At 63.1% G+C, this 24,760-nt stretch carries 23 protein-coding genes; 8 read left to right on the forward strand and 15 right to left on the reverse strand.

Annotation, left to right across the window (positions count from 1 at the left end; all coding sequences use genetic code 11):
* Positions 1-855, reverse strand: coding sequence for an alpha/beta hydrolase (locus P0D80_RS05110; protein WP_408281769.1), 855 nt, complete (start codon positions 853-855; stop codon positions 1-3).
* Positions 856-1,042: 187 nt separating this feature from the next.
* Positions 1,043-1,819, reverse strand: a complete 777-nt coding sequence (locus tag P0D80_RS05115) for an NAD(P)H-dependent oxidoreductase (RefSeq protein ID WP_408281772.1) — start codon at positions 1,817-1,819, stop codon at positions 1,043-1,045.
* 71 nt (positions 1,820-1,890) lie between these two features.
* Between P0D80_RS05115 and P0D80_RS05120 the strand changes: the two genes are divergently transcribed.
* On the forward strand, positions 1,891-2,799 hold the full coding sequence (locus P0D80_RS05120) for a LysR family transcriptional regulator (protein ID WP_408281774.1): 909 nt from the start codon (positions 1,891-1,893) through the stop codon (positions 2,797-2,799).
* Between the two features lie 18 nt (positions 2,800-2,817).
* Here the strand turns inward: P0D80_RS05120 and P0D80_RS05125 are convergent, their stop codons facing one another.
* Positions 2,818-3,699, reverse strand: a complete 882-nt coding sequence (locus tag P0D80_RS05125; RefSeq protein WP_408281777.1) for an aldo/keto reductase family oxidoreductase — start codon at positions 3,697-3,699, stop codon at positions 2,818-2,820.
* Between the two features lie 104 nt (positions 3,700-3,803).
* On the opposite strand from P0D80_RS05125, the gene P0D80_RS05130 reads away from it, so the two are divergent.
* Complete coding sequence (locus P0D80_RS05130; protein ID WP_408281780.1) at positions 3,804-4,703, forward strand: LysR family transcriptional regulator; 900 nt, start codon at positions 3,804-3,806, stop codon at positions 4,701-4,703.
* 102 nt (positions 4,704-4,805) lie between these two features.
* On the opposite strand, the gene P0D80_RS05135 is transcribed toward P0D80_RS05130, so the two are convergent.
* Positions 4,806-5,165, reverse strand: a complete 360-nt coding sequence (locus P0D80_RS05135) for a response regulator (protein ID WP_408281781.1) — start codon at positions 5,163-5,165, stop codon at positions 4,806-4,808.
* A gap of 282 nt (positions 5,166-5,447) precedes the next feature.
* On the opposite strand from P0D80_RS05135, the gene P0D80_RS05140 reads away from it, so the two are divergent.
* The 4 genes from P0D80_RS05140 (at position 5,448) to P0D80_RS05155 (ending at position 9,952) form a co-directional block, all read left to right on the forward strand.
* On the forward strand, positions 5,448-6,665 hold the full coding sequence (locus P0D80_RS05140) for a sensor histidine kinase (RefSeq protein WP_408281784.1): 1,218 nt from the start codon (positions 5,448-5,450) through the stop codon (positions 6,663-6,665).
* A 23-nt stretch (positions 6,666-6,688) separates the two neighbouring features.
* Entirely contained in the window at positions 6,689-7,177 is a 489-nt protein-coding gene (locus tag P0D80_RS05145) for a GNAT family N-acetyltransferase (RefSeq protein ID WP_408281786.1), read from the forward strand.
* Positions 7,178-7,628: 451 nt separating this feature from the next.
* Complete coding sequence (locus tag P0D80_RS05150) at positions 7,629-9,476, forward strand: S10 family serine carboxypeptidase-like protein (protein ID WP_408281788.1); 1,848 nt, start codon at positions 7,629-7,631, stop codon at positions 9,474-9,476.
* An 83-nt stretch (positions 9,477-9,559) separates the two neighbouring features.
* Positions 9,560-9,952: a 2-oxoglutarate dehydrogenase gene (locus P0D80_RS05155; RefSeq protein ID WP_243658530.1), complete on the forward strand. Its 393-nt coding sequence runs from the start codon at positions 9,560-9,562 to the stop codon at positions 9,950-9,952.
* Between the two features lie 102 nt (positions 9,953-10,054).
* On the opposite strand, the gene P0D80_RS05160 is transcribed toward P0D80_RS05155, so the two are convergent.
* The 7 genes from P0D80_RS05160 to P0D80_RS05190 all read right to left on the reverse strand — a co-directional run bounded on the left by P0D80_RS05160 (position 10,055) and on the right by P0D80_RS05190 (position 16,971).
* Positions 10,055-10,261: a hypothetical protein gene (locus tag P0D80_RS05160; RefSeq protein WP_408281789.1), complete on the reverse strand. Its 207-nt coding sequence runs from the start codon at positions 10,259-10,261 to the stop codon at positions 10,055-10,057.
* A gap of 152 nt (positions 10,262-10,413) precedes the next feature.
* Entirely contained in the window at positions 10,414-11,451 is a 1,038-nt protein-coding gene (locus P0D80_RS05165; protein WP_408281792.1) for a hypothetical protein, read from the reverse strand.
* A 286-nt stretch (positions 11,452-11,737) separates the two neighbouring features.
* A complete protein-coding gene (lipA, locus tag P0D80_RS05170) occupies positions 11,738-12,724 on the reverse strand; it encodes a lipoyl synthase (RefSeq protein ID WP_408281794.1) in 987 nt (328 codons plus the stop codon).
* Position 12,725: 1 nt separating this feature from the next.
* Positions 12,726-13,838 (reverse strand): acetoin dehydrogenase dihydrolipoyllysine-residue acetyltransferase subunit, encoded by a 1,113-nt coding sequence (locus P0D80_RS05175; RefSeq protein ID WP_408281797.1) that lies wholly within the window; start codon positions 13,836-13,838, stop codon positions 12,726-12,728.
* A gap of 3 nt (positions 13,839-13,841) precedes the next feature.
* Complete coding sequence (locus P0D80_RS05180; RefSeq protein WP_408177048.1) at positions 13,842-14,846, reverse strand: alpha-ketoacid dehydrogenase subunit beta; 1,005 nt, start codon at positions 14,844-14,846, stop codon at positions 13,842-13,844.
* 36 nt (positions 14,847-14,882) lie between these two features.
* Positions 14,883-15,866 (reverse strand): thiamine pyrophosphate-dependent dehydrogenase E1 component subunit alpha, encoded by a 984-nt coding sequence (locus tag P0D80_RS05185; RefSeq protein WP_132382393.1) that lies wholly within the window; start codon positions 15,864-15,866, stop codon positions 14,883-14,885.
* Positions 15,867-15,906: 40 nt separating this feature from the next.
* On the reverse strand, positions 15,907-16,971 hold the full coding sequence (locus tag P0D80_RS05190) for an ATP-NAD kinase family protein (protein ID WP_408281799.1): 1,065 nt from the start codon (positions 16,969-16,971) through the stop codon (positions 15,907-15,909).
* A 412-nt stretch (positions 16,972-17,383) separates the two neighbouring features.
* Between P0D80_RS05190 and P0D80_RS05195 the strand changes: the two genes are divergently transcribed.
* The gene (locus P0D80_RS05195; protein ID WP_408281802.1) at positions 17,384-19,372 is read left to right on the forward strand and encodes a sigma-54-dependent Fis family transcriptional regulator; all 1,989 of its coding nucleotides are present in this window, start codon (positions 17,384-17,386) and stop codon (positions 19,370-19,372) included.
* 411 nt (positions 19,373-19,783) lie between these two features.
* On the forward strand, positions 19,784-20,164 hold the full coding sequence (locus tag P0D80_RS05200; protein ID WP_132382387.1) for a DUF2917 domain-containing protein: 381 nt from the start codon (positions 19,784-19,786) through the stop codon (positions 20,162-20,164).
* A 92-nt stretch (positions 20,165-20,256) separates the two neighbouring features.
* Here the strand turns inward: P0D80_RS05200 and P0D80_RS05205 are convergent, their stop codons facing one another.
* From P0D80_RS05205 to otnI, 4 genes are all read right to left on the reverse strand, one after another.
* Positions 20,257-20,829 carry a hypothetical protein gene (locus P0D80_RS05205; protein ID WP_408177044.1) on the reverse strand — a complete coding sequence of 191 codons (573 nt, stop codon included), beginning with the start codon at positions 20,827-20,829 and terminating at the stop codon, positions 20,257-20,259.
* A gap of 496 nt (positions 20,830-21,325) precedes the next feature.
* Positions 21,326-22,528: a 3-oxoadipyl-CoA thiolase gene (gene pcaF, locus P0D80_RS05210; RefSeq protein WP_408281960.1), complete on the reverse strand. Its 1,203-nt coding sequence runs from the start codon at positions 22,526-22,528 to the stop codon at positions 21,326-21,328.
* A gap of 381 nt (positions 22,529-22,909) precedes the next feature.
* Positions 22,910-23,890, reverse strand: coding sequence for a D-erythronate dehydrogenase (denD, locus tag P0D80_RS05215; RefSeq protein WP_408281806.1), 981 nt, complete (start codon positions 23,888-23,890; stop codon positions 22,910-22,912).
* Positions 23,891-23,907: 17 nt separating this feature from the next.
* Entirely contained in the window at positions 23,908-24,696 is a 789-nt protein-coding gene (otnI, locus tag P0D80_RS05220; protein ID WP_408281809.1) for a 2-oxo-tetronate isomerase, read from the reverse strand.
* Positions 24,697-24,760 lie beyond the last annotated feature (64 nt).

Consider the following 24,760-nt stretch of genomic DNA (forward strand, 5'->3'; position numbering starts at 1 on the left):
TCAAGCTGCGGCGCTTGCCGCAGTAGTGGCCCCGTTGCGCTTGAACGTCCCGGCGAAAAACAGCACCTGATACTGCACCGCGTTGGCCCAGTACTTCCAGGTGTGGCCACCGGGCCGCTCCGCGTAGTCGTGCGGCACGCCGAGTTCGACCAGCCGCTCGTGCAGCGTGCGGTTCGATTGCACCAGCGAGTCGTTCACCCCGCAGTCGATCGTGAGCGCGATATGCGCGTTGCCGAAACTGCGTGCATTCTCGACGATCGCCTCGTTGTTCCAGAAGTCGGCATGCCGCATCGGATCGCCGAATACCTGGTCGATGCCCGGCTCGTCCTCGCAGCCACGCGGATCCACCGCACCGCTGATGCTGCCCGCGGCGCCGAACTCGTCCGGCCGGTCCAGCGCGATATGCAAGGCGCCGAAGCCGCCCATGCTCAAGCCGGTAATGGCGCGCGCCTGACGCGTCGCGATCGTGCGGAAATGCGCGTCGACGTAACCCACCACCTCAGTGCCCACATAGGTCTCGTAACGGCTGTGCGGATCGACCGGACTGTCGATGTACCAGCTTTCGTGGCCGCCATCGGGCATCACGAGGATCACGTGATAGCGGTCGGCCAGCTTGCCGATCTGCGAATTCGAGGTCCAGTCGGTGTAGTCGCCGCCCGAGCCGTGCAGCAGATAGACGACCGGAAAGCGGTCGGCCGCTTTGCCGCGCGCATATTGATCGGGCAGCACGACGGTCGCTTCGAGCGACTTATGCATGGCCGCGCTCGGAATGGTGACGACGCGCGAATGAAACGCCCAGGCGGGCGTCGTAAAAAGCAGCGTCAGAATGAGCCAGAACGCACGAGCTTTATTCATGGTTTGTCGCTCTTCCCTTTCCAGGTGTCCACTGTCCGGCATACGGCGGCACAATTCTGTGGACGACTCTAGCAACGGCGACTTACAACCAAATTTCAGCGAAACATACGATCCCGTCAGCTTGGGGTCGCGACAAGAGGCGCGCCTCCTTGTATGAAGAACCTACTACGCGCGCCCCGTCAGGATCCTATTCGACGTGCGCACCGAACCCGACCTTTTCGGGCTCGATATCCGCCCGCAGCGTCAGTTCCGGAATCGTGTATGCGCCGCTGTTCTGCGGCCGGAACGGAATCGGCGCTGCGGTCCAAAGATCGTCGAGCCGTTGCCCGAGCGCATCACGCACCTCCGGATAGTTCGTTTCGTCGATGCGGCTCGTCTGGTAGATCACGAACGGCGGCAACACGTCGAAGCCGGGGTAATACAGAATGCCGTGCTGAATCGGGAACAGCACGTCGTCCATCGGACCGTTGATGCCGCGCGGACTGTAGTGCGATTCCCAACCACCCGTCGTGACCATCAGCATCGCGCGCTTGCCGGCGAGTTTGCCCTCGCCGTAGCGCTCGCCCCAGCGCGCATCGGAATGCTCGCCGACGCCGTATGCAAAGCCGTACGCATACACGCGCTCCACCCAGCCTTTAAGAATGGCCGGCATGGTGAACCACCAGAGCGGAAACTGCAGGATCACGGCATCCGCCCACACCAGCTTTTCCTGTTCGAGTTCGATGTCTTTACTCTGCAGCCCGTTCTCGAACGCACGCTTCGAGTCGAGCGCCGGATCAAAGCGCTCGCCGGGTTGTTTCGCGAGGCTGTCGTGCGCATCGAGCGATGCTTTCCACTGCATTGCGTAAAGGTCGGATACCTGAACGGTGTGTCCGGCATCTTCAAGACGTTTGACCGCAAAGTCCCTGAGCGCCCCATTCAACGACTTGGGTTCCGGGTGCGCATAAACAAGAAGAACGTTCATCACATGGCCTTCATGGTTGAAAGAAACCAAAGATAGACCTCGCTCCGGTATATTGGAAATGAATTGCCAATATGTCAGGTATAGCCATGAATAATCTCAGGAGGCTCGACCTCAACCTGCTCGTCACGCTCGACGTGCTGCTGTCGGAGCACAATGTCACGCGCGCGGCGGAGCGGCTGAACTTCTCGCAGCCGTCGGTCAGCGTGCATCTGGCCAAACTGCGCGATGTCCTTGGCGACCCGCTGTTGCTGCCCGGACCGCGCGGCATGCGGCCCACCGCGCGCGCCGAGGCGTTGCGCGAACCCTTGCGCGAAGCGCTCGAAGCACTCGAACGCGCGGTGGCGCCGGCGCGCCCTTTCGATCCCGCCGAAGCAACGCAAAGCTGGCGCATTGCCGCGACCGACTACGTCGAATTGACGATCATCCTGCCCGCGCTGGCCGGCTTGCGCGCGGCGGCGCCGGGCACGCGCCTCGCCGTCGTCGAATTGGCTCCGCCACGTATTGCGCGGCAAGCGGAACAAGGGGAGATCGATCTGGGATTTCATACCAGCGAAGGCGCGCCCGAAGGATTGCGCCACCGGGTGCTGTTCGCCGAGCGCTATGTTCTGGTGGGCCGCGCGGGTCACCCGCGTCTGAAGCGCCGGCCGACGCTCGCGCAGTTCTGCAAACTGGAGCACGTGATCGTATCGCCGGACGGCGGCGGATTTGCCGGCGCGACGGACGAAGCGCTCGCGAAGGCCGGCATGACGCGTCGGGTCGTGCTGTCCGTGCCGCACTTTTTGTTCATGTTGTCGGCTCTTGCAAGCACCGACCTGGTGGGCATGCTTCCGGAACGGCTGGTACGCGACAACAGCGCGCTGCGGGTGGTCGAGCCGCCACTGGATGTGCCGGGCTACGAGATCGCGATGCTCTGGCATGAGCGCTCGCACCGCGATCCGGCACATCAGTGGCTGCGGGAGACCATCGCGAATTCGGTGTGAAATCGCAGTGCTTTGCGATCACGCTTCGCCGTTGGCGAGACCGATCGCATCCAGTTCCGCGCACACCTCGGCGGACAATTTCAATTGCGACGCCTGCAGATTTTCACGCAGATGCCCGACGCTCGACGTGCCGGGGATCAGCAGAATGTTCGGTGCCCGCTGCAACAGCCAAGCGAGCGCGACTTGCATCGGCGTGGCGCCGAGTGTTTGTGCAATGTCCGACAGCGCTGACGACTGAATCGGCGTGAACCCGCCAAGCGGGAAGAACGGCACATATGCGATCCCCTTCCCCGCGAGTTCCTCGATCAGTGCGTCGTCCTCCCGGTGCACCAGGTTGTAGTGATTCTGCACACAGACGATCTCGGCGATGCGCTGCGCCTCCGTTATCTGCGTCGCCGTCACGTTGCTCAAGCCAATGTGGCGCACGAGTCCACGTCGCTGAAGTTCGGCCAGTGCCGTGACCTGCTTTTCGATCGAACCCTCGGCGGGCGCATGCACGCTGCCCATGATCCGCATGTTCACGACCTCGAGCACATCGAGGCCGAGATTGCGCAGGTTGTCGTGCACGCCGCGCTCGATATCGTCCGGTTCGAATGCCGGCAGCCACGCGCCGTCGCTGCCGCGCACCGCGCCCACCTTGGTGACGATCACGAGGTCGCCGGGATAAGGATGCAGCGCTTCGCGGATCAACTGGTTGGTGACGTGCGGCCCGTAAAAGTCGCTCGTATCGATGTGGTTGACGCCCGACGCCACCGCTTCGCGCAACACGGCGAGCGCTGCATCGCGATCCTTCGGCGGCCCGAATACGCCGGGGCCGGCCAGTTGCATGGCGCCGTAGCCCATGCGGCGTACCGAGCGGCCGGCGAGCGGAAAGGTGTCCGTGGTGATGAGATTCGACATGACGCGCTCCTTGGTGAGTGGTTGAACGCCAGTATGGACGTGGTTGCATTGTTAAATAAAGCCGTCTAACGTGTACGGGTTGTTTAAAATTCTGCACAATCGCCATGGAATTGAACGATCTGGCCGCCTTCGTCTCGGTCACCCGCGCGGGCGGCTTTCGCGACGCGGCACGCATCAGCGGCGTGTCGGCGTCGAGTCTGAGCATCGCCGTGCGCCGCCTCGAGGCCAAGCTCGGTCTGCGCCTGCTCAACCGCACCACGCGCAGCGTGGCGCCGACCGAGGCCGGCTTGCGTCTCATCGAGAAGCTGACGCCGCTCTTCAGCGAGATGGAAGCGGCGCTGGACGTGCTGAACGTGTTCAGGGACAAGCCGGCCGGCGCGCTCAAACTGAACGTACCGTCGAGCGCCGCCCGGATCGTCTTGCCGAGCATCGTCGCTGCCTTCCTGAAGACGTATCCGGACATCCGCGTCGAGGTCGTGGTCGAGGATGGTTTCGTCGACGTGCTGTCGATCGGCTGCGACGCCGGCATTCGCTATGACGAGCGGCTCGAACAGGACATGATCGCGATTCCGATCGGACCGCGCGTGCAATGCTTCGCCACGGCAGCAGCGCCGGGCTATCTCGACGCGTACGGCCGTCCCGATCATCCCAGCGAGTTGCTCTCGCATGCGTGCCTGCGCGGACAGTTCGCCGGTGGCGCCATGCCGATCTGGTATTTCGAGCGCGATGGCGAAGTGTTGCAGTTGAATCCATCGGGACCGCTGCTGGTGCGGCCCGGCGCGGCAATCGATCTCGCGGTCAGCGCGGCCGTCGCGGGCGTGGGTGTCATTCATCTGTTCGAAGACATGCTTCGCCCGCATCTCGACAGCGGCGCATTGGAGCCGATTCTGGAGCCGTGGTGGCAGCGTTTTTCAGGGCCGTTTCTCTACTATCCGGGGCATCGTCATTTGCCGGCGCCGTTGCGCGCATTCGTCGATTTTTTGAAGGTGCTCAATTCGGATTGATGCGAGGCGCAGAGAAATGCGCGAGACAATATTGCCGGTCATCAAAGTGCGGCACGCGAGAATCGGAAGAAACTGCCCGTTGTGCGCTCAAACGATCAACAGCTAATACCGCTGCTTGCACAGTTGCGCGACCGTCGTCAGAAAAAGCTCCGCGCCTACCGGCTTTCTCAGGCAGACATCCCAGTTCTTGACCGCGCCCTCGGGCGGCGGAACAGCGGTATGCACGAGAATCGGCACGTTGGCGAGTTCCGGTATCGCCTTCAGTCGACGGCACAATTCAGCGCCGTCCACTAGGGGCATCATCCAGTCGGTGATGATCAGGGCGGGAACGCTGGCTGCGGCACGCGCGACCGCCTCCGCGCCGTTGCTCGCGCAACCGACTTCGTAACCTTCGTTCTCGAGTATCAGGCGCCACGCCGCCAGGATTTCCGGCTCGTCGTCCACCAGCAAGATTGAGTGCATCAGAGGCCGCCGGGTTAAAACGTTCGAGTTAGCGTTATTGTCATCCGACTACAGCGCCGCAAGAGGTGTTCCACAATCCGCGATTGCGGCGATAATGGTGCGAATAATCGGCTGCGGCGACGCTTTCGGGACACGCGAGGGCAGAGAGCTTGCCGGCCAGGCCTTTAATTGACTCCAGCCGAAAGTACCTGTCCTGTGAGGCACGCCATGCGCCTCCGGTCCGACGCGCGTGGGTAGTTCGAGCCTTTGTACGTTGTAGAAACTTCACCCCAATGCGCCATCATGACCGACACACGTGTTAGCCCGCTGCGCAATTTTGCTGACTTCGTTCGCGCGGAACGGACCCGACTCACCGAGCAATGGATGAATGCCGTATTCGGCGACACCGATCTCGTCGAAGCGGACAAACTCACTTATCAGCAACTGGCGGATCATCTGCCGGAGATTCTCGAAGGACTGTGCGCGGCGCTCGATGTCGAAGATCTCGAACGGGTCGAGACGACCATCGAGCGCAATGCGAGAAAACACGGCAAGGTCCGCTGGCGCCAGGGCTATCGTATCGAGGAACTGGTGCGCGAACTCGATCTCTTCGATCAGGTGCTGGCCGAAGCGCTCGAGGAATTCGCCAGTCTCGACAGCACCTTCACGCGCCGCCATGAGAGCCGGGCACGGCGCCTGATCGCCGAAACCTTCAGCATGGTCACGCTCACGTCGATCAGGGAAGTGGTCAGCGAACGGGACCGCAAGATAGACGAGTACACCGGCCGGCTCGAGCGCGCCAATCACGAGTTGATGCTGAAGCAGCGGCTGGTGAGCGACCTGTACGAGTCGCGTATGCAGATCACACGCAGCGTGGTCCACGATCTGCGCAATTTTTTGAACACCTTTTCCATCGCGCTGCAATTGATCTCGCGCGCGCCTGCCAGGGCCGAAACGGCGTTGACGCTGGCGAACCGTCAGGCTGCCGATATGAAACAGCTGGTCGAGCAGATGGTCGAGTATTCCATGGTGCTCGGCGACGGCGCCCCGTTCGCATTCGAACAGGTTGAACTGCGCGAGCTGTACGACGAGCTCGTCACCTCGTCGCGTCCTTCGATCGAGGCAAAAGGACTCACGTTGCGCGCGGCATTCGATCCTGCGTTGATGGCGGTCACATCCAATCGTCTCAAGCTCAAACAGATCGCCGTCAATCTGCTCTCCAACGCGACCAAGTACACGAAATCGGGGGAAATCGAATTGAACTTCGCGATGGCCGACGCGGAGCACTGGTCGATTCGCGTCGCGGATACCGGCGTGGGCATCGCGCCTTCGGATGCGGACCGCGTGTTCGACGAATTCGAGCGCGCCGCGGGCGAAGATATTCCCGGCACCGGGCTCGGTCTCGCCATCGTCAAGGAACTGTGCCGCGTGTTGAACGGACACATCCATTTCGTCTCGCGCGAAGGGGTGGGGACGACGTTCGAGATCCGTTTCCCGCTGGTGCTAGTGGAACCGCAATAGGACCGCACGACCCACGAACACCCATGATCCAGATCACGACCGCCCAATTCCCACAGCAACTGGAAGCGGTCCGGGCCATCTTCCGCGAATACGCCGAGAGCCTGGGCATCGATCTCAGCTTCCAGAACTTCGAGTCCGAACTCGCCGACTTGCCCGGCAAATTCGCGGCACCGCGAGGCCGGGTGCTTCTCGCGCACAACGATGAAGAACTCGTTGGCTGCGTCGCCATGCGGCCTCTCGACGACACGACGTGCGAAATGAAACGGCTCTATGTTCGTCCAGCGGGACGCGGTCTGCAGGCCGGCAGGCAATTGGCGACGCGCATTTGCGATATCGCGAGAGACGCCGGATATCACCGCATGCGCCTCGACTCGCTGCCGACCATGCGAGCCGCGCTCGAGCTTTATGCATCGCTGGGTTTCGAACGGATTCCGGCTTATGTCTTCAATCCGATTGCCGGCGCGGTATTTCTGGAACTCAATCTGATTCACCCGGAAAATCAATTGGCATAACCGGGCAATCCACACAAATTAATCATTACGTTTAGCAAACAAAAACTTCCATTTTGTAATAAATAATCAGCGAATTAATTGCGCCGTAAAGCCCGTACGCACTCACTTCCGCACGAATCCACGCGTAGCATTCCGAAGCCGTCATTACGGAAATTCGTCGCGTCCTTGACAAAGGGCTACGGCGTCACCTATTTTTTATCTGCCGCCAATATACGAATATTCGATTGCGGAAAAACGGAAAAACATGCCGAGATAACCGGAATATTCAATCACAATATTTAGTTATTCTACGCATCCCGCATAGCAGGGAAATGACTATGCATTTTTAACAAAATTGGTCTCCACCGCTGCATTGCGGCGATGCATCCAGAATATTTCGAACTCCGATGCATCTTCATCCGCTACAGCGGCCTTTGTGAAAAGGTATCTGAATCCACCACCGAGGATAGAGATGAAACGAGACGAGCGTCTTCGAGGCAATAGCCCTTTTCGTCAGCGCAAGCTGCCGGCTCCAGGAACCCTGACAATGGCAATGGCAGCAACGGTCATGCTGCTCGGCGGATGCGGCGGCGGGGACGGCAGTTCGTCCTCCGGCACGGCCGTGAGCATGCAGCAGACCGCTGCGAATCAGCAACTCAGCGCCCAGGCCGCTTCGCAGCCGCAGGCGCCGACCGCCAATCAAACCTATATCGACCTGGTCGCCTATTCGGCCAAAGCCAACGACGGTCTCGCGCCGGCCCAGGCCGCGGAGAAGGCGGCGGTCATGCACTACCAGTGGACGCTCGGCAAGACGCCGATCAACTACACCACCACCACCGGCCATCTGACGGCGGCCGATGCGAACGGCAACCCCGAAGCCACCATGTCGTATGTGGCGTACACCGCGCCGGGCGTGAACGGCGCGGCGCGCCCCGTCACGTTCGTCTATAACGGCGGCCCGGGCTCTTCCTCGATCTGGCTGCGGCTCGGCTCATTCGCGCCGACGCGCGTGGCCACGCCCGACCCGGTGTTCGGCAACTGGCCGAACTATCCGCTCGTGGATAACAAGGAGAGCCTGATCGACACCACGGACATGGTCTTCATCGACCCGCCCGGAACCGGGCTTTCCGAAGCGATTCTGCCGAACACGAACAAGAAGTACTGGACGACCGACGCCGACGTCAACATCATGCGCGACTTCATCCAGCGCTATCTGGCGGTCAACAATCGCAGCGGCTCGCCGATCTATCTGTATGGCGAGTCGTACGGCACGCCGCGTACCGACATGCTGGCGCTGGCGCTCGAATCCGCCGGCGTGCATCTGACCGGCATCGTGCTGCAATCGGCAATCCTGAACTATTTCGCCGATGCGATCGAAGCCGTCGCCATCACGGCGTCGTCGGAAGAGCTGGCGCTCGATACGGATACGCTGGCGGGCTATTTCCCCGGCTATGCGGAGGTCGCGGCGTACTACAACCAGGCGTCGCCCGCGCCGCTCAATCAGGATCTTTACGCGTTGCAGACCAGCCTGTTCGTCACGGCGGAATATAAGAAGTTCAGGCGTTACTCGCAGTCATGGGTGCTCAGCCAGCTCGGCATACCCGACGCGTTGGGCAAGCCCGTCTTCCCCAATGCGAAAACGCTCGAGTCCTGGACCCTGCCGTCGGGTTTGACCGTGCAGGCATTGCAGGGCTATTTCAACCGCGATCCGTTCTCGACGAGCCTGCTGCCCGGCACGACGATCGGCCGCTATGACGGGCGCGTGTCGTTGCCGAATTCGGATCCGCGTCTGCAGAGCGATTCCGATCCGTCCGACATCCTGATCTCGCAGCCGTTCACCACGGCGCTCGCCACCCAGATGCCGGACTATCTCGGGTACACGGCGCCGAACGCGACCTATATGCCGCTGAACGACAACATCATCGAGCTGTGGGATTTCTCGCACGACGGGCAGGCGTTGCCCGACACGATCCCCGACCTGCTCGGTGCGCTGACGCTCAATCCGCAACTCAGGGTGCTCTCGGAAAACGGCTTCCACGATCTGGCCACGCCGTTCCTCAATACCGAGAAGCAGTTGGCGCGGTTGCAGACCGTGCCCGGCCTGAATCCTGACTTGCAGGTCAATTTCTTCCAGGGTGGCCACATGATCTATCTCGACGACGTCGCCCGTCCGCTGATGAAGCGCGACCTCGTGCGCTTCTATCGCGGCACGCCGCTGCCCGATGCGCTCGCCCTCTGGACGCTGCCGGCGCCGTGGCGCGACGAAAGTCCCGCCAGCGAGCCGACCGCCACGGCCACGGCGCAAGCGGCGGCGCCCTGACCGCGCACTCATGGAACGTTCAAGGAACCGATCGGATGAACCTCGTTCGCGATACCCTATTCACTCAATCCATGCGAGTCATCATGTCTCTTATCGATAAGTTACGGCGTGTCTCCCCGTTGATTGCTCTCGGCTGCCTGGTCGGCAGTGCATATGCGTTGCCGCCGCAAGCGGTGGCGCCCGCGACGCCGCCCAACGGCGCACGCGGCGTCGACGGTCCGTTCTTCCCGCAAAACCGGGCGGCACCGATTGCGCCATCGACCGGCACGGCATTGCAGCAGCAAGCGCAACAACGGCTCGAGGCGCGTCTCGGGGCGAACTCGGCGCTCAGCAATGGCGCGTCGGTCACCAAAGCGCAGGCGCAAACCCAGGGTCTCGGCTTTGTGGCGAAGCACTTCGATCAGATCGACACGAGCCATAAAGGCAGCGTGACGCTGAGCGATGTCAGGCAGTATTTGCAGCAGCAAGGGCGGTAGCGCGGCAACGCCACTACGCCGCGCATGGCAAAAAGCGCTCCCGGTTATGGAACCGGGAGCGCTTTTTTTGTGGCGTGAGTGGCGTGAGCAGCAATCAGAACGCTAATCCGCATTAGCCCTGCCGCCCACCGACAAACATCCGCTCATCACACCGCCTCTGTCGCTCAGCCCGCGCACGACGACCTCGGATGATTTGCCGTCGCGTCTCGCCAGTTCCGCAAGATCGAGCAACGCGGCGTAGCGAGTGGAACATTCCTGCGACGATCCACTCGCCCCGCGCGTATCCGCTGCTGCCACGAAGCGGCTCATTGCAATCGCCACGCCCGCGGCAACCACCATCGCTGCCAACGCGCCTGCTAGATAAGACCGCCGTGTCGATGAAGCATCGAAAGACGATCGGCGCACCATGTCCCCACCTTGCACAACTGTCACGCGGGATTTGACTCGCATGGCCGCGCCCATCAGGACCAATGCGCCGGCACCCAGACACGCCCAATCCAGTGACCCGGCACCCACACGACCGGACGCGGCGCCGTCGCGACATACACGACCCGCGGTGCGACATACACGGCAGGCGGCGGGGGCGGAGGTGCGTAGACAACCGGCGGCGCGACCACGACAGGCTTAGGCGCAACCACCACCGGAGCAGGCGTCACGACAACTGGCGCAGGTGTCATCACCACCGGAGGCGGCGGCACGTACACAACCGGCGGCGCAACCACAACCGGCTTCGGCGCGACCACCACCGTCGTGCCGCCCGTCGCGACGACACCCGTGGTCGCCACGACCGTCCCGCTAGACGTCACCGTATTGCCATGCGTGCCGGTCACGCTCGTCGAAGTCGTCACGACACCCGGTGCCACACGCGTGGCCGAGCCGGAGTGGTTGACGGTCCCGCCATCCGAACCCGTCACGGTGCCCGAACGCGAGCACGTCGAGCCGGCGCAATTCGTCGACGCCGAGTGGTTGACCGTGTTGCCGTTCGAACCCGTTACCGATCCCGACGACGAATACTGCCCCGTGCCGGTCTTCGTGACATCGCCGGAAGTGGTGGCAGTCTTGCCATCCGGGCCCGTCAACGTCCCGGTGTGCGAGCACGTGCCACCAGCGCAACTGGTGTCGCCTGCATGCTGGACGGAGTTGCCGTAGCGCCCCGTCGCGGTGCCCGAATTCGAGAACTGGCCCGGCGCATTGCGCGTCACCGTGCCGGTGTTGGTCGCGAGGCCACCGTAAGGGCCGGCGACGCCGCCCGCATGCGAACAGCTGCTGCCGCCGCACGAGCCGTAACGCGCGCCGTTATAGGTGCCGCGCGAGGTGTACGCCGTGCCGTGTTGCGACCAGGCGAATGCCGATGCGCTACCGAGCGCGAGCACGGCGACCGTGGCGGAGAGGACGAGCTTGCGCAGCGCGCCGCGTGCGGATGAGGCGCTCGACACTGAGTCGGTTGCAGAGGCAAAGGCAGAGGCGGCGGCCGGGACGACGAACGAATGATTTTTCACGGTATGTCCTTCTTGGATTCGGGCCACTTCTGTCACTGCTGCGTGGCGACAGAACGGACTATAGAAGGACGCACCGACACAATCGACAGGGAAGATATGTCACCCTGTTTCACCACGAGGAAGGCCCGCGCGACAAGGGTTTGTGGGCGTTTTTCGCGCTGCGTGACATATTCCGACATAAATTGTTGCAAGCGAAATGACGAGCCGCGCCTGCTTTTGAACGGCGACGGTGCCGCTCCTCGCTGTCGTCTCTAACGACAAGCGAGGGCGGCAACCGTTCTTCATATCATTGCGTTGCGCGTGCCATGGCGATATCGGCAATTTGGTCCGCTCGATACGACGAGCGCACCAGCGGCCCCGCCACCACTTCGCGAAAGCCCATCTCCAAGCCGGCCTCGCGCCAGGCGTCGAACTGTCGTGGCGTCGCATACCGCCGCACCGGCATATGAAAACGCGACGGCGCGAGATACTGCCCGATCGTCAGGATGTCCACGCGATGCGCGCGCAGATCGCGCATTGCGCCGAGCAGTTCTTCGTCGGATTCCCCCAATCCGGCCATCAACCCTGATTTGGTCAGCATCGCCTCGTTCGCCTCTTTGACGCGCGCGAGCAGTTGCAGCGAGCCCTGATAGTCCGAGCCCGCACGCGCGGCACGATAGAGAGCGGGCACCGTTTCGAGGTTGTGATTGAATACATCCGGCCACGCGCCCGAGAGCGCCTGCAACGCCCGCTCGATACGTCCACGAAAATCCGGCGTCAGCACTTCGACCCGAATGCCCGGCACGCGCTCGCGCAGCAAGGTCACGCAGCGCGCAAAATGCGCCGCGCCGCCGTCGCGCAGATCATCGCGATCCACCGACGTCACGACGACATAGCGCAACCCAAGCGCCGCCACGGCATCGGCAAGCCGAGCGGGCTCTGCCTCGTCGAGCGGCGCCGGGCGGCCATGCGCGACGTCGCAGAACGCACAGCGCCGTGTACAGATACCGCCCATGATCATGAACGTTGCGGTGCGCCGCGCAAAACATTCGCCGATGTTCGGGCACATTGCCTCCTCGCAGACCGAATGCAAACGGTGCTCGCGCAGGATAGCCGCAATGCCCGCGACAGTCTCGCTCATCAACGGTTTCGCGCGCAGCCACGGCGGCTTCGGCAGGACTTCGCCGTCCGTAGCCGGCACGATCTTCACCGGAATCCGCGCGAGCTTGTCAGCGCTGCGCTTACCGTGCTGACCGAGCGCGGTGACGCTGTCGGCATGCAATGCGGCGTCCATCTCAGCCCCCCAGAAAATCGTTGAGCAGACGATTCACTTCGGAGGCCGCCTCCATCTGCACCATATGCCCGTTGCCGTCGAGCACATGAACGCGGATGTCGCCTGGCAGACCCTGCGCATGCCCGGCCGGGATGATCTGATCGCCGGCGCCCCAGATCACCAGACTGCGCGGCGCGAGTTCCGCCAGCCGGTCCCGATAGCTCGTGCGTTGCACGTTACCGTCGAAGGCCGACGCCGCGATCTTGCGCAGCGCCTCGGGCACGCCTTCGAGCCGCTTGTACTTGACGATGTCCTCCACCAGTTGACGCGTCACGAGACTCGGGTCGGCGAAGAGTTTCGCCAACTGCGGCTTGAGCGCATTGCGATTGCTGCCTTCAGTGAAGCCCTGGATGTAGTCGCCGTTGATCTCCTTGCCCAGACCCGCGCCCGAGATCAACGCCAGCGACGCTACCCGCCCCGGCGCTTTCGCCGCCACGGTCATCGCGATCAGTGCGCCCATCGAGTGTCCGATCAGATGCACTTTGTCGATCCCGCGATCGTCCATGAAGGCAATCACGCTGTCCGCGAGTTCGTCGGCACTGCCGGTGTCGAGCGTCTTGCCCGATTCGCCGTGACCCGGCAGATCCAGAGCCCACACGGCGCGATGCGCGGCAAGGTCGGCGTGATTGAACAACCAGTTGTTCAGATCGCCACCGAAGCCGTGAATCAGCAGCGCGGGCGTGCCGCCTTCGCCGAGTTTCAGATAGCGCACGGTGCGCCCGCCGATCTGCGTTTTCTCCGGTTGCGGCCCACTGTCGCCATCCGCCGACGTGGCCGGCACGAAGTCGCGCTGGAACGCTTCGACCTCGGCGTCGATCTGCGCGTCCGGCGTCTCCGCGTCCGCCACCACTGCCAGCAATGCGCCGATCGGCAGCGTGTCGCCCTCCTGGGCGATCTGCCGGCGCAGGATGCCCTCGAACGCACACTCGACGCCTGACGAGATCTTGTCCGTTTCCACGTCGAGAATCTCGTCGCCCTTCACCACCTTGTCGCCGATGGCCTTGAGCCACCCGTTGACCTGCCCCTGCTCCATCGACAAGCCCCATTTGGGCATCGTGATCATATGGATCGGCATCGCTCAAGCCCTCACTTTCATCACAGCGTCGGCGATCTGCGCGGCCGACGGGATATACATGTCTTCGAGCACACCGGCAAACGGCGTGGGCGTATGCGGCGCGGTCACCATTTCGATCGGCGCCTTGAGCGAGTGGAACGCGCGCTGCGCGATCAGCGCGGAAATGTCGGTGGCGATCGAGCAGCGCGGATTCGCTTCGTCGACCACGACCACGCGCCCGGTGCGGTTCGCGCTCTCGAGGATCGTTTCCTCGTCGAGCGGCGAGGTCGTCCGCAAGTCGATCACCTCGACCTGGATGCCGTCCTTGGCGAGTTTTTCGGCGGCTTCGGTGGCGTAATGCACCATGCGTCCGTAGGTGATGATGGTGGCGTCGTCGCCGTCGCGCACCACGTTCGCCTCGCCGAACGGAATCGCATACGACTCTTCGGGCACGTCGCCCTCGCGGCTATAGAGCAATTTGTGCTCGCAGAATATGACCGGGTCGTTGTCGCGGATCGCCTGGATCAGCAGTCCCTTGGCGTCGTATGGCGTCGACGGGCAGACCACTTTCAGTCCGGGGATGTGCGTGAACAACGAAGTCAGCATCTGCGAATGCTGGGCCGCCGCGCGCAAGCCCGCACCCTGCATCGCGCGAATCACGACCGGCGTGACCGCCTTGCCGCCGAACATGTAGCGGAACTTGGCGGCCTGGTTGAAGATCTGGTCGAAACACACGCCCATGAAGTCGATGAACATCAACTCCGCGACCGGCCGCATGCCGCAGGCCGCCGCGCCGACTGCTGCGCCGATATAGCCGCCTTCGGAGAGCGGCGTGTCCAGCACACGTCCTGGATACTTGTGAAACAGTCCCTTCGTAACACCGAGAACGCCGCCCCACGCGTCCTGTTCACCGGGCGATCCCGCGCCGCCCGCGTTGTCCTCGCCCATCACGATGACGGTTTCATCGCGGGCCATTTCCTGACTCAGTGCTTCGTTGATTGCCTGAGAGAATGTGATCTTGCGTGCCATGTCTGTCTCCAATCGTTTAGGTATGCAACGCGTGCGTTACGGATAGGACACGTAGACGTCGCTCAGCAGGTCTTCAGCAGTCGGCAACGGCGCAGCCTTGGCTTCCGTCACCGCACTCTCGATCAAACTCTTCACCTCGGCATCCACACCACGCAACTGATCCGCGCTCAGCATTTCGGCGCGCACCACGCGCTCTTCGAAACGCTTCAGGCAATCCTTCTCGTCGCGCAGTTTCTGCACTTCGCCGGGCGCGCGATAGGTTTGCGCGTCGCCTTCGAAGTGGCCGAAATAGCGCGAGAACTTCACTTCGACGAGCGTCGGACCGCCGCCTTTGCGCGCCCGTTCGATCGCTTCACCGAGCGCTTCATGCACGGCGAAGAAGTCGAACCCGTCCACGATCACGCCCGGCATGCCGAAGCCGCTCGCGCGATCCGCGATGTTGTCGGTCGCCACCGACCACGTCGAAGATGTCGCCTCTGCGTAGCCATTGTTCTCCGCCACGAAAATCGCCGGCAGCCGCCATACCGAGGCCAGGTTCAACGATTCGAAAATCACGCCCTGATTCGACGCGCCGTCGCCGAAGAAGCACACGCCGACGCCGCCCGACTTCTTGTACTTCGCCGCCAGCGCCGCGCCGCAAATCAACGGCCCGCCCGCGCCGACGATGCCGTTCGCACCTAACATCCCTTTCGACAGGTCGGCGATGTGCATCGAGCCGCCCTTGCCGTGGCACACGCCGGTCTTGCGTCCGTAGATCTCGGCCATCATGCCGCGCACATCCACGCCCTTGGCGATGCAATGACCGTGGCCGCGGTGCGTGGTCGCCACATAGTCGGCGTCGTTCAGATGCAGCATCGTGCCGACGGCCGACGCTTCCTCGCCCGCGTACAGATGCACGAAGCCGGGAATTTCGCCGGTCGCGAATTCCACGTGCAGACGCTCCTCGAACTCGCGGATCGTGCGCATCATGCGATACGCCTTCAATAGATCTTCCTTGCTCAACTCAGTTGATACCGACATGGTGTGTCTCCTTGGAATGAATGCACTGCCTGCCCACTACCTACTTTTGATGCGCAACCACGTTCGCCACTTCCCGCACCAGTTGACGCGACGCCGCGAAACGCAGCGTGCGTTCGACGTCGACGGTCAGCGGCCCTTCCCAATCCAGCGCGATCTCATAGCGGTCGCCACGCTCCAGTTCGATTTCGCGCTCGCCGTCGAAGGCGAGCGTGCCGTGCTCGGTCTCCAGCGTCCTCCACACGCCGACTTCGAAGCGTTCGCACGTGCGCATCAGCACGCGCTCGACGCGGCCCGGCGCAATGGGCGCCACTAGCGGCACGCCGGATTCGCCGGGTGCTGCAAAGCGCAGATGCAAACCGTGCGACGCGGTGCGCTCCACGGGCGCCCACGCTCCGCCGATCGACGAGAGGCCGATGCCGTCGGGCGCGGCGAACGTGAGAAAGAGTTCTTCGATATCGGCCGGATCGGAGACAGCCCGCGCGCCGACGAAGCGCTGACGGCTCACGCAGACATCGACCAGCGCGATCTCCTCGCGGCCGCGATTCGGCCCGGCCGTGCAGCGCACCACGAGCCGCTTGTTGCGCATCAGCGCGACATCCGGCGGCACCGCGCCCGACGCGACGAGCGCGCCGGCGAGGCCGGCCACGGTGGCTTCGCGCAAATCCGGAAAGGCGTTGTTGGTGCCGGTGGACAAAGTCAGCAGCGGCACTCTTGCGCAATGCGCTGCCACGGCGCGGTGCGTGCCGTCGCCGCCCAGCACGGCGATCAACTCGACGCCCGCCCGCAGCATCGCGGCGACCCCCGCGTGGGTATCGGCGACGCTGTCGGTGATCGGCTGTTCGATGAACTCGACTTCCGGCCAGCGCCGTTGCGCGGCGACGGCGTCGTGCGTGTCGAGCGCGCGCAGCAGCAGCGCCGCCACGCCGGTCCGGTCGCGCAGACACAGCACGCGCGTTACTCCGAGCGTGCCGAGCCCGGCCAGCAAGCGCACCACCATGTTGGCTTTTTCGGAGGTCGGAAACACCGACGCATAGGAAGTGAGGCGGCGAATGTCGCGACCCGACGCAGGGTTCGCGATCACGCCGACGGTGATGGGCGATGGCACTGTGCTTGTCTCCTGTGTCGCCGTCGTCAAACGATGGCGCTTTGTCATGCGTAGGACACTGCAAAGGGTGTGCCAATCTGCTGAGAAATCACGCCGCCGCGCGAAAGTGCCCTGTTTAAAGGGCTTTTCGCATCGAGATGCAAATCGGGATGGTGAGCCGGCACCGCGCGACGCAGCGTTCCAGGCGTCTCACGCCCGGCGCGTGCAACGCTCGCAGCGTGGCCGAGCAATACGAAGACGCGTCGCAAACCCTTTACCCGTCTCGATCTGCGCGACAAGGTGAACCGTCTCACCTGAGACTGAGACAATCGTCTCACGCGTCTCGCGTGCTGCATTGCAATGTGATTCATCAAGCGGGATGTGATACAAGAACACCCTGATCTCACTGTGTGTCGCTCGCCTGGAGCCGACCATGCCTTACGTCTCGCAGACCCAGCACATCGACCGCGTGCGTGGCGCCATTGAAGGGCGCCTGCCCGCGCCCGCCGATTCTCCGCGGCTCGTCTCGTCGTGGCAGCGTTCGTTCGAACAGTACCGGCTCGATCCGGGTGCCGTGATCGGACCGCGCGTGCTGACGTCGGCGGAATTGCGCGAAGTGCAAGGCAAGGAAGAAGCCTTTCTGCGTGCATCGGGCCAATGCCTGACACGTCTGCACGACATGATTCGCGTCGCCGACTATTGCGTGATGCTCACCGACGCGCACGGCGTCACCATCGACTACCGGATCGATCGCGAACGCCGCAGCGATTTCAAGCATGCGGGCCTGTATATCGGGTCGTGCTGGTCCGAGCGCGAAGAAGGCACGTGCGGCGTGGCGAACGTGCTGACCGATCTCGCGCCGATCATCGTGCACAAGACCGATCATTTCCGCGCGGCGTTCACCACGCTCACCTGCAGCGCGGCGCCGATCTTCGCGCCGACCGGCGAGATGATCGGCGTGCTCGATGCCTCCGCCGTGCAGTCGCCGGATAACCGCGACAGTCAGCGGCTCGTGTTTCAACTGGTGCGGCAAAGCGCTGGCCTGATCGAAGACGGCTACTTCCTCAATCAAACGACCCAGCACTGGATTCTGTTCGGCCATTCGAGCCGCAACTTTGTCGAGGCGCAGCCCGAAGTGCTGATCGCCTTCGACGAATGCGGCAATCTCGTTGCCGCCAATCGCAAGGCGCGCGAGTGCATTCCGGCGCTGAACGGCCCGCGTCACATCGACGACGTATTCGACACGTCGGGCTCGCACCTGCACGACGTCGCGCGCACGGATGCGATTGTCGGCTTGCGCCTGCGCGCGACCGGGACGACGTTGTATGCGCGTATTCGCGCGCCGCTCAGGCGTATGCCGCGCTCGGCGTCCACGATGCACGATGGCGCCGCAAGATCGGCGCAAACCGCGTCGCAAAACGATCTGCAACTCGGTGCGCTCGGATGTTTTCTACACAGCGCGGATCCGCAGATCGCGCATAACGCGGCCGTTGCTTTGCGCGTGATGGGCAAACGTCTGCCGATTCTGATTCTCGGCGAGACCGGCGTCGGCAAGGAAGTGTTCGCGCGCGCGGTGCATGATTCGGGCGCACGGCGCGCGAGGCCGTTTATCGCGGTGAATTGCGGCGCGATTCCGGAATCGCTGATCGAAAGCGAATTGTTCGGCTACGCACCCGGTGCCTTCACCGGCGCACGCAGCCGCGGCGCACGCGGCAAGATTGCGCAGGCGCATACAGGTACGCTGTTTCTCGATGAAATCGGCGACATGCCGCTCGATCTGCAAACGCGGCTACTGCGCGTGTTGGCCGAAGGCGAAGTGACGCCGCTCGGCGGCGATGCGCCCGTGCGCGTGAATATCGACGTGATTTGCGCTACGCACCGCGGTCTCGCGCAGATGGTCGCGGCCGGCACGTTCCGCGAAGACCTCTATTACCGGTTGAGCGGCGCGTCTTTACCGATGCCGCCGCTGCGCGAGCGCGCGGATATCCGCGACGTGATCGACGCGGTCTTCGACGAAGAAGCGCAAATGGCCGGCCACGTGCTCACGCTGGACCCACACCTTGCCGAGCGCCTGATGGGGTTCGCATGGCCGGGCAACATTCGCCAGTTGCGCAATGTGCTGCGCTACGCGTGCGCGATCTGCGACGGCGCACGGGTGGAATTGCGCCATGTCGCGCCGGATATAGCGGCGTTGCTCGCGCCTGAAGCCGCGCACAAACCGGCGTTATTGCGGATTCACCCACATGACGGCCGGCAACGGGATGCGCGGCAGGACCCGCGTGAAGAGCGCGCACGCATTATCGATGCGCTCACGCGCCATCAATGGCGGCCGAACGCGGCGGCGCAAGCGCTCGGCATGTCGCGCGCCACCTTGTATCGACGCATTGCGTCGCTGGGTATCGTCGCGCCGCATCGACGCTGAAGCGCCGGCTGTCAGCGTGATCCGTAGCGTCGACGCGTGGTCGACGTCTTCACTACGTGATCTCGTAACCCACCATGAACGCAGGCATGGGATGTCGCCTCATAGGCTGGCGACGCAAGCACTACGCATTGCGAAGGATCCCGAGCGGTTCGCACACCCGTTCAAATGAATGGCGATTTTTTGATTGACAAGACCTGCGGCAAAACGGCACACTCGATCTCATGTTGACGCACATCTCCATCGCAAATGCGATTACACACCCGAAGCGAGCCATCATCGGCTGGCCATTGGGAGTGCGTGCGCGTTAGCAGTCTGAATCTGCGTAAGACATCCCCAAGGCCCCGCCGGTAACGGAAGGGGCCTTTTGTTTTGTGGGCGCCTCCGTCAGCCGGCTTGATGACGGAGAACGAGATGGATCAGGCAAGCCCGCAGTGCATGGATGATGAATCGAGTCTGGTGGCGTATCGGCACGACGACCGTCTGCCGAAGCTGGTGCTGCATTTTTCAGTCATGCCAGGCGCGACGCTGACCTGGCGTGTCGAAGCCGATGGCACGCTCGCCGTGCAAGGCGCGCGCCTCTGGCTCACACGCGTCAGTTCACCTTACGATCATTGGCTCGATCCGGGCCACACATTCCAGCTGCAACGCGGCGAGCGTGTGTGGCTCAGTACGGATGGCGAATGCGCCGCGCGCGTGTCGCTGAGCTACGCGCTCCCGGCGCGAGGCGGCCTGCTCAGACGCTGGCTGGGACGGCTCGCGTGGTTGAGTCTGGGGCCGCCTGCGCCGCGTTAGCCGCGCACGTGAAGGCGAGCTGTGTTCGTGGCAAAAAAAGCAAAACACCCCTTAATACAAGGGGTGTTTTTGTGGCTGCCGATTGCCCGACGTTATTTCGGCGTCACCTGCACGGCCGCCGCCGACACGAATACCGCGTGGATCGTATCGCCGACCTTGACGTCCTTCAGATCGACGTCGGGACCGGCTTCGAGCGTTTGCGTCTGGTACGCGCCGCGCAGCGTGACCAGACGCTTCTTGCGGTCGATCTTCTGCACGGTAGCGAGCACTTCGATCTGGCGCGCCGATTCGAAGCCGCCCGAGGCCGGGGCGTACACCTGCGTGTCGACACGCGCGCGAATGCCCTTGTCCTTGCCGGTGACCTTCTCGGCCTTCACAAGGAGCGCATTCTTGTAGAGCACGTCCACCTGGTCACCCACCGTCAGCTTGTCGAATCCCTCCACCTGCTGGCTCACGAGCACGACCACCACGTTGCCGCCCTGCCCCTTGAGCGTGAGCGTGCGGGTGCCCGGATCAATTCCGACGATCTGCGCCTTCATATGCACCGGCTCCACCGCGCCGACGATGCCTTGCGCGGCACTGGCCATGGCATCTTGCGCCCATGCCGGCTGGGCTGCGGCAAACGCCGCGACCATCAACGCTGCTCCAATCGTCGCTGCCTTCATTTGCATGCTCCTTGAGAGTTTGTTCGATCCAGCGTAACGGCGAGCTGAAACCGCGGAATGCGGACTCTTAACGCCATGAGTGCCTGTGTATCTTCAGGATGGTAGTTTTCAACAGATACGACGCAAACGATTTTACATGCCTGACAACAACCCGCAATTGATTGAATTGTGATTTTCAAATGAATGCGCGCGGCCATTAAAGCGCCGCGGCATGGCGTCACAGCGGCATCCTGTCAGCCGGCCAAGCAAGGATATTCTCACGGCCATTCAGAATGAACGGCGCGTTTTAAATGCAGACAGCATTAAATGCACACTGTGTGGCGACCGAATCGGCAATCGATGTTTTTCCGGTATTCCGCCATAATCAAAAGCGTCATTAGATCGAATTAGACACGCATTCGATATGCTCGCCGCACAAAAAGAAACAGCCTCGTCGCATGAGCGACGAGGCTGTTCATCCAGCTTCAACCGTAGCGCGGACCAAGCCGCTAAACCATCACACCCGCTCGATCGCGATCGCAATGCCCTGGCCGACGCCGATACACATCGTGCACAGCGCAAAACGGCCTTGCGTGCGATGCAGTTGATACATCGCGGTGGTCACCAGACGCGCGCCGCTCATGCCGAGCGGGTGGCCCAGCGCGATCGCGCCGCCGTTCGGATTGACGCGGGCGTCGTCGTCGGCCACGCCGAGTGCGCGCAGCACCGCGAGACCTTGCGACGCGAACGCTTCGTTCAGTTCGATCACGTCGAATTGATCGATGGTCATGTTCAGACGCGCCAGCAGTTTTTGCGTGGCGGGCGCCGGGCCGATGCCCATCACGCGCGGCGCGACGCCGGCGGTGGCGATACCCAGCACCCGGGCGCGCGGCGTGAGACCGAAGCGCCTCGCCGTTTCTTCATTCGTGAGCAACAGTGCCGCAGCGCCGTCGTTCACGCCCGACGCGTTGCCTGCCGTAACGGTGCCGTCCGGACGCACCACGCCCTTGAGCTTGGCGAGCGTTTCGAGGCTCGTCTCACGCGGATGCTCGTCTTGCAGCACCGTGATCGGATCGCCCTTCTTCTGGGCGATCGTCACGCCGACGATTTCCTGCGCGAGCGTGCCGTCGCGTTGCGCGCGCGCCGCTTTCTGCTGGCTGCGCACGGCGAACGCGTCCTGATCGGCACGGCTGATGTTGTAGTCGGTCGCAACGTTCTCGCCCGTTTCCGGCATCGAATCGACGCCGTACATTTTCTTCATCAGCGGGTTGACGAAACGCCAGCCGATGGTCGTGTCGTAGATGTCCGCCTGACGCGAAAACGCGGTGGGCGCCTTGCCCATCACGAACGGCGCACGGCTCATGCTTTCCACGCCGCCGGCCACCATCAATGCGGCCTCGCCCGATTTGATGGCGCGCGCCGCAATGCCGACCGCATCCATGCCCGAACCGCACAGGCGGTTCACCGTCGAGCCCGGCACGCCTTGCGGCAAACCGGCCAGCAACAGCGACATGCGCGCGACGTTGCGGTTGTCCTCGCCGGCCTGATTCGCGCAGCCGTAGATCACGTCGTCGATTGCGTTCCAGTCGACGTCCTTGTTGCGCTCCATCAGCGCCTTGAGCGGCACGGCGCCCAGATCGTCGGCGCGCACCGACGACAGCGAACCCGCATAGCGGCCGATGGGGGTGCGAATCGCGTCGCACAGGAATGCTTCGGTCATGTGATGTCTCCAGTTGATGTGCTGCATGCGCTGCGCCGCGGCCGGATTGCCGGCGTGGCGCGCACCGGACGCACCGGCAAACGCGACGGGAAGCGGCTGCAAGGCAGCCGTCGCATCGATTCAGCTTAGCGCAGGACGATGAACGATGGGCTCGAGAATTCCGCAATTTGTTCTTTATACGAACATACGGTCATATATCGAACAACTAGATACGATAATAGGCGTGTGGCCGAAACCATGTCAAGCGCGGCCAGGCCCGCACCAGGGAATACGTGCAGGCCGCGGCCGTTCTTGCCAAGGATCAGACGAATGACGCGCCCGTGCCCGCAGCCCTGTTTTCAAGGCGCGGGCACGGGGCTGGAGACTGCGTTGGGGGTGTTTCTAGCGGACCTGGATATGCTCGTCCTCGATATAGCTGCGGATCACGTCGGCAAAATTGCGCTCGCCGCTCAACCCCAGCCCTTCGGCGCGCGACGTATCCCACCGTCCCGGCCAGCTACCCACGATCTTTTCGACGCGCGCATCCGGTTCCCACACGATCCGCCCGGCGACCGCGTCGCCCGCCACCTCGCGCAGCGCGGCGACCATTTCGTCGACGCTTACCGAAATACCCGGCAAGTTCAGCACACGCTGGTTACCGAGCGCGGCGGAATCGAGTTCGAGTCCGGCGATCAGGCTCTCGATCGCCTTGCGCGGCGACAGCAGCCACAGGCGCGTCGAGCCCGCGACCGGGCACACCGCCGCTTCGCCGTTCAACGGCTCGCGAATGATGCCGCTCGCGAACGACGACGCCGCCGCATTCGGCTTGCCCGGCCGCACGCTGATGGTGGGCAGGCGCAACACGCGGCCGTCGACGAAACCGCGCCGTGCGTAATCGTTGAGCAGCAACTCGGCGATCGCCTTCTGCGCGCCATACGAGGACTGCGGGTTCAACGCGGTATCGTTCTGCACGACCGCGGGCAGCTCGCCGCCATAGACCGCCACGGAACTCGTGAACAGCACGCGCGGCCGGTGGCCACGCTGCCGGCAGGTTTCCAGCAGCAGCCGCGACGCATCCAGATTGATGCGCATGCCAAGATCGAAATCCGCTTCGGCCTGACCGCTCACGATCGCGGCCAGATGGAAGATCGCCGAAGTCTTGTCGTCGATCACGCGCTCGAGCACGCTGCGCTCGGCGATGTCGCCCACTTCCTTGCGTACGCGGCTGTCGCCGAAATCGTTGGCTTGCACCACATCGAGCAACACCAGTTCGGTGATCGCTTGCGGCGTGCCTTGCGTGTCCTTCAGGGAGCCGCGCGCGAGCAGTTCACGCGCGAGACGCTGGCCGAGAAAACCCGCGCCGCCGGTAATCAGTACTTTCATGATGAGTTTCGTCCTTGTTAGCGGGTCGCGTTCAGATACGGTTTGAACCAGCCGAGGCCGGCCGAAGTACCCGCGCGCGGCCGGTATTCGCAGCCGATGTAGCCGTCATAGCCGAGCGAGTCGATCAGTTCGAGCAGATACGGGTAGTTCAACTCACCCGTATCGGGTTCATGCCGTTCCGGCACGCCCGCGATCTGAATGTGGCCGATGCCGCCCATATCGCGTTTGAGTTTCACCGCGAGGTCGCCTTCGACGATCTGGCAGTGGTAGCAGTCGAACTGCACTTTCAGATTCGGCGCACCGACTTCCGCGCAGATCGCTTGCGCCTCGTCCTGACGGGTCAAAAAGAAGCCTGGCATGTCGCGCGTATTGATCGGCTCGATCACGACCGTGATGCCTTCGGCTTGCGCGGCCTTGGCGGCATACGCGAGATTGCTCAGATACACCTCGCGATGTTTCGCGCGCGGCTGATCCGCGCCGATCAGGCCAGCCATCACATGCAGCTTGCGATTGCCGATCACGCGCGCGTAGTCGAGCGCGGTCTGGACGCCGCGCCGGAATTCGTCTTCGCGGCCCGGCAGCGAGGCAATGCCGCGCTCGCCGCCGGCCCAGTCGCCGGGCGGCGCATTAAAGAGTGCTTGTGTGAGACCGCTCGCGTCCAGGCGCGCCTTGATCTCGTCGGCGCGGAAATCGTAGGGGAACAGAAACTCGACCGCTTCGAAACCGTCTTGCGCCGCGGCGGCGAAACGGTCGAGGAAAGCGTGCTCGTTGTACATCATCGAGAGGTTGGCGGCGAAGCGAGGCATGGCGGCGACTCCTTGAAAACGGTTTGATGCGGCGCGCGGCAGCGACCCATGCCGCGCGTGAATG

Source organism: Paraburkholderia sp. RL17-373-BIF-A (assembly GCF_046030175.1).
GTDB lineage: Bacteria > Pseudomonadota > Gammaproteobacteria > Burkholderiales > Burkholderiaceae > Paraburkholderia.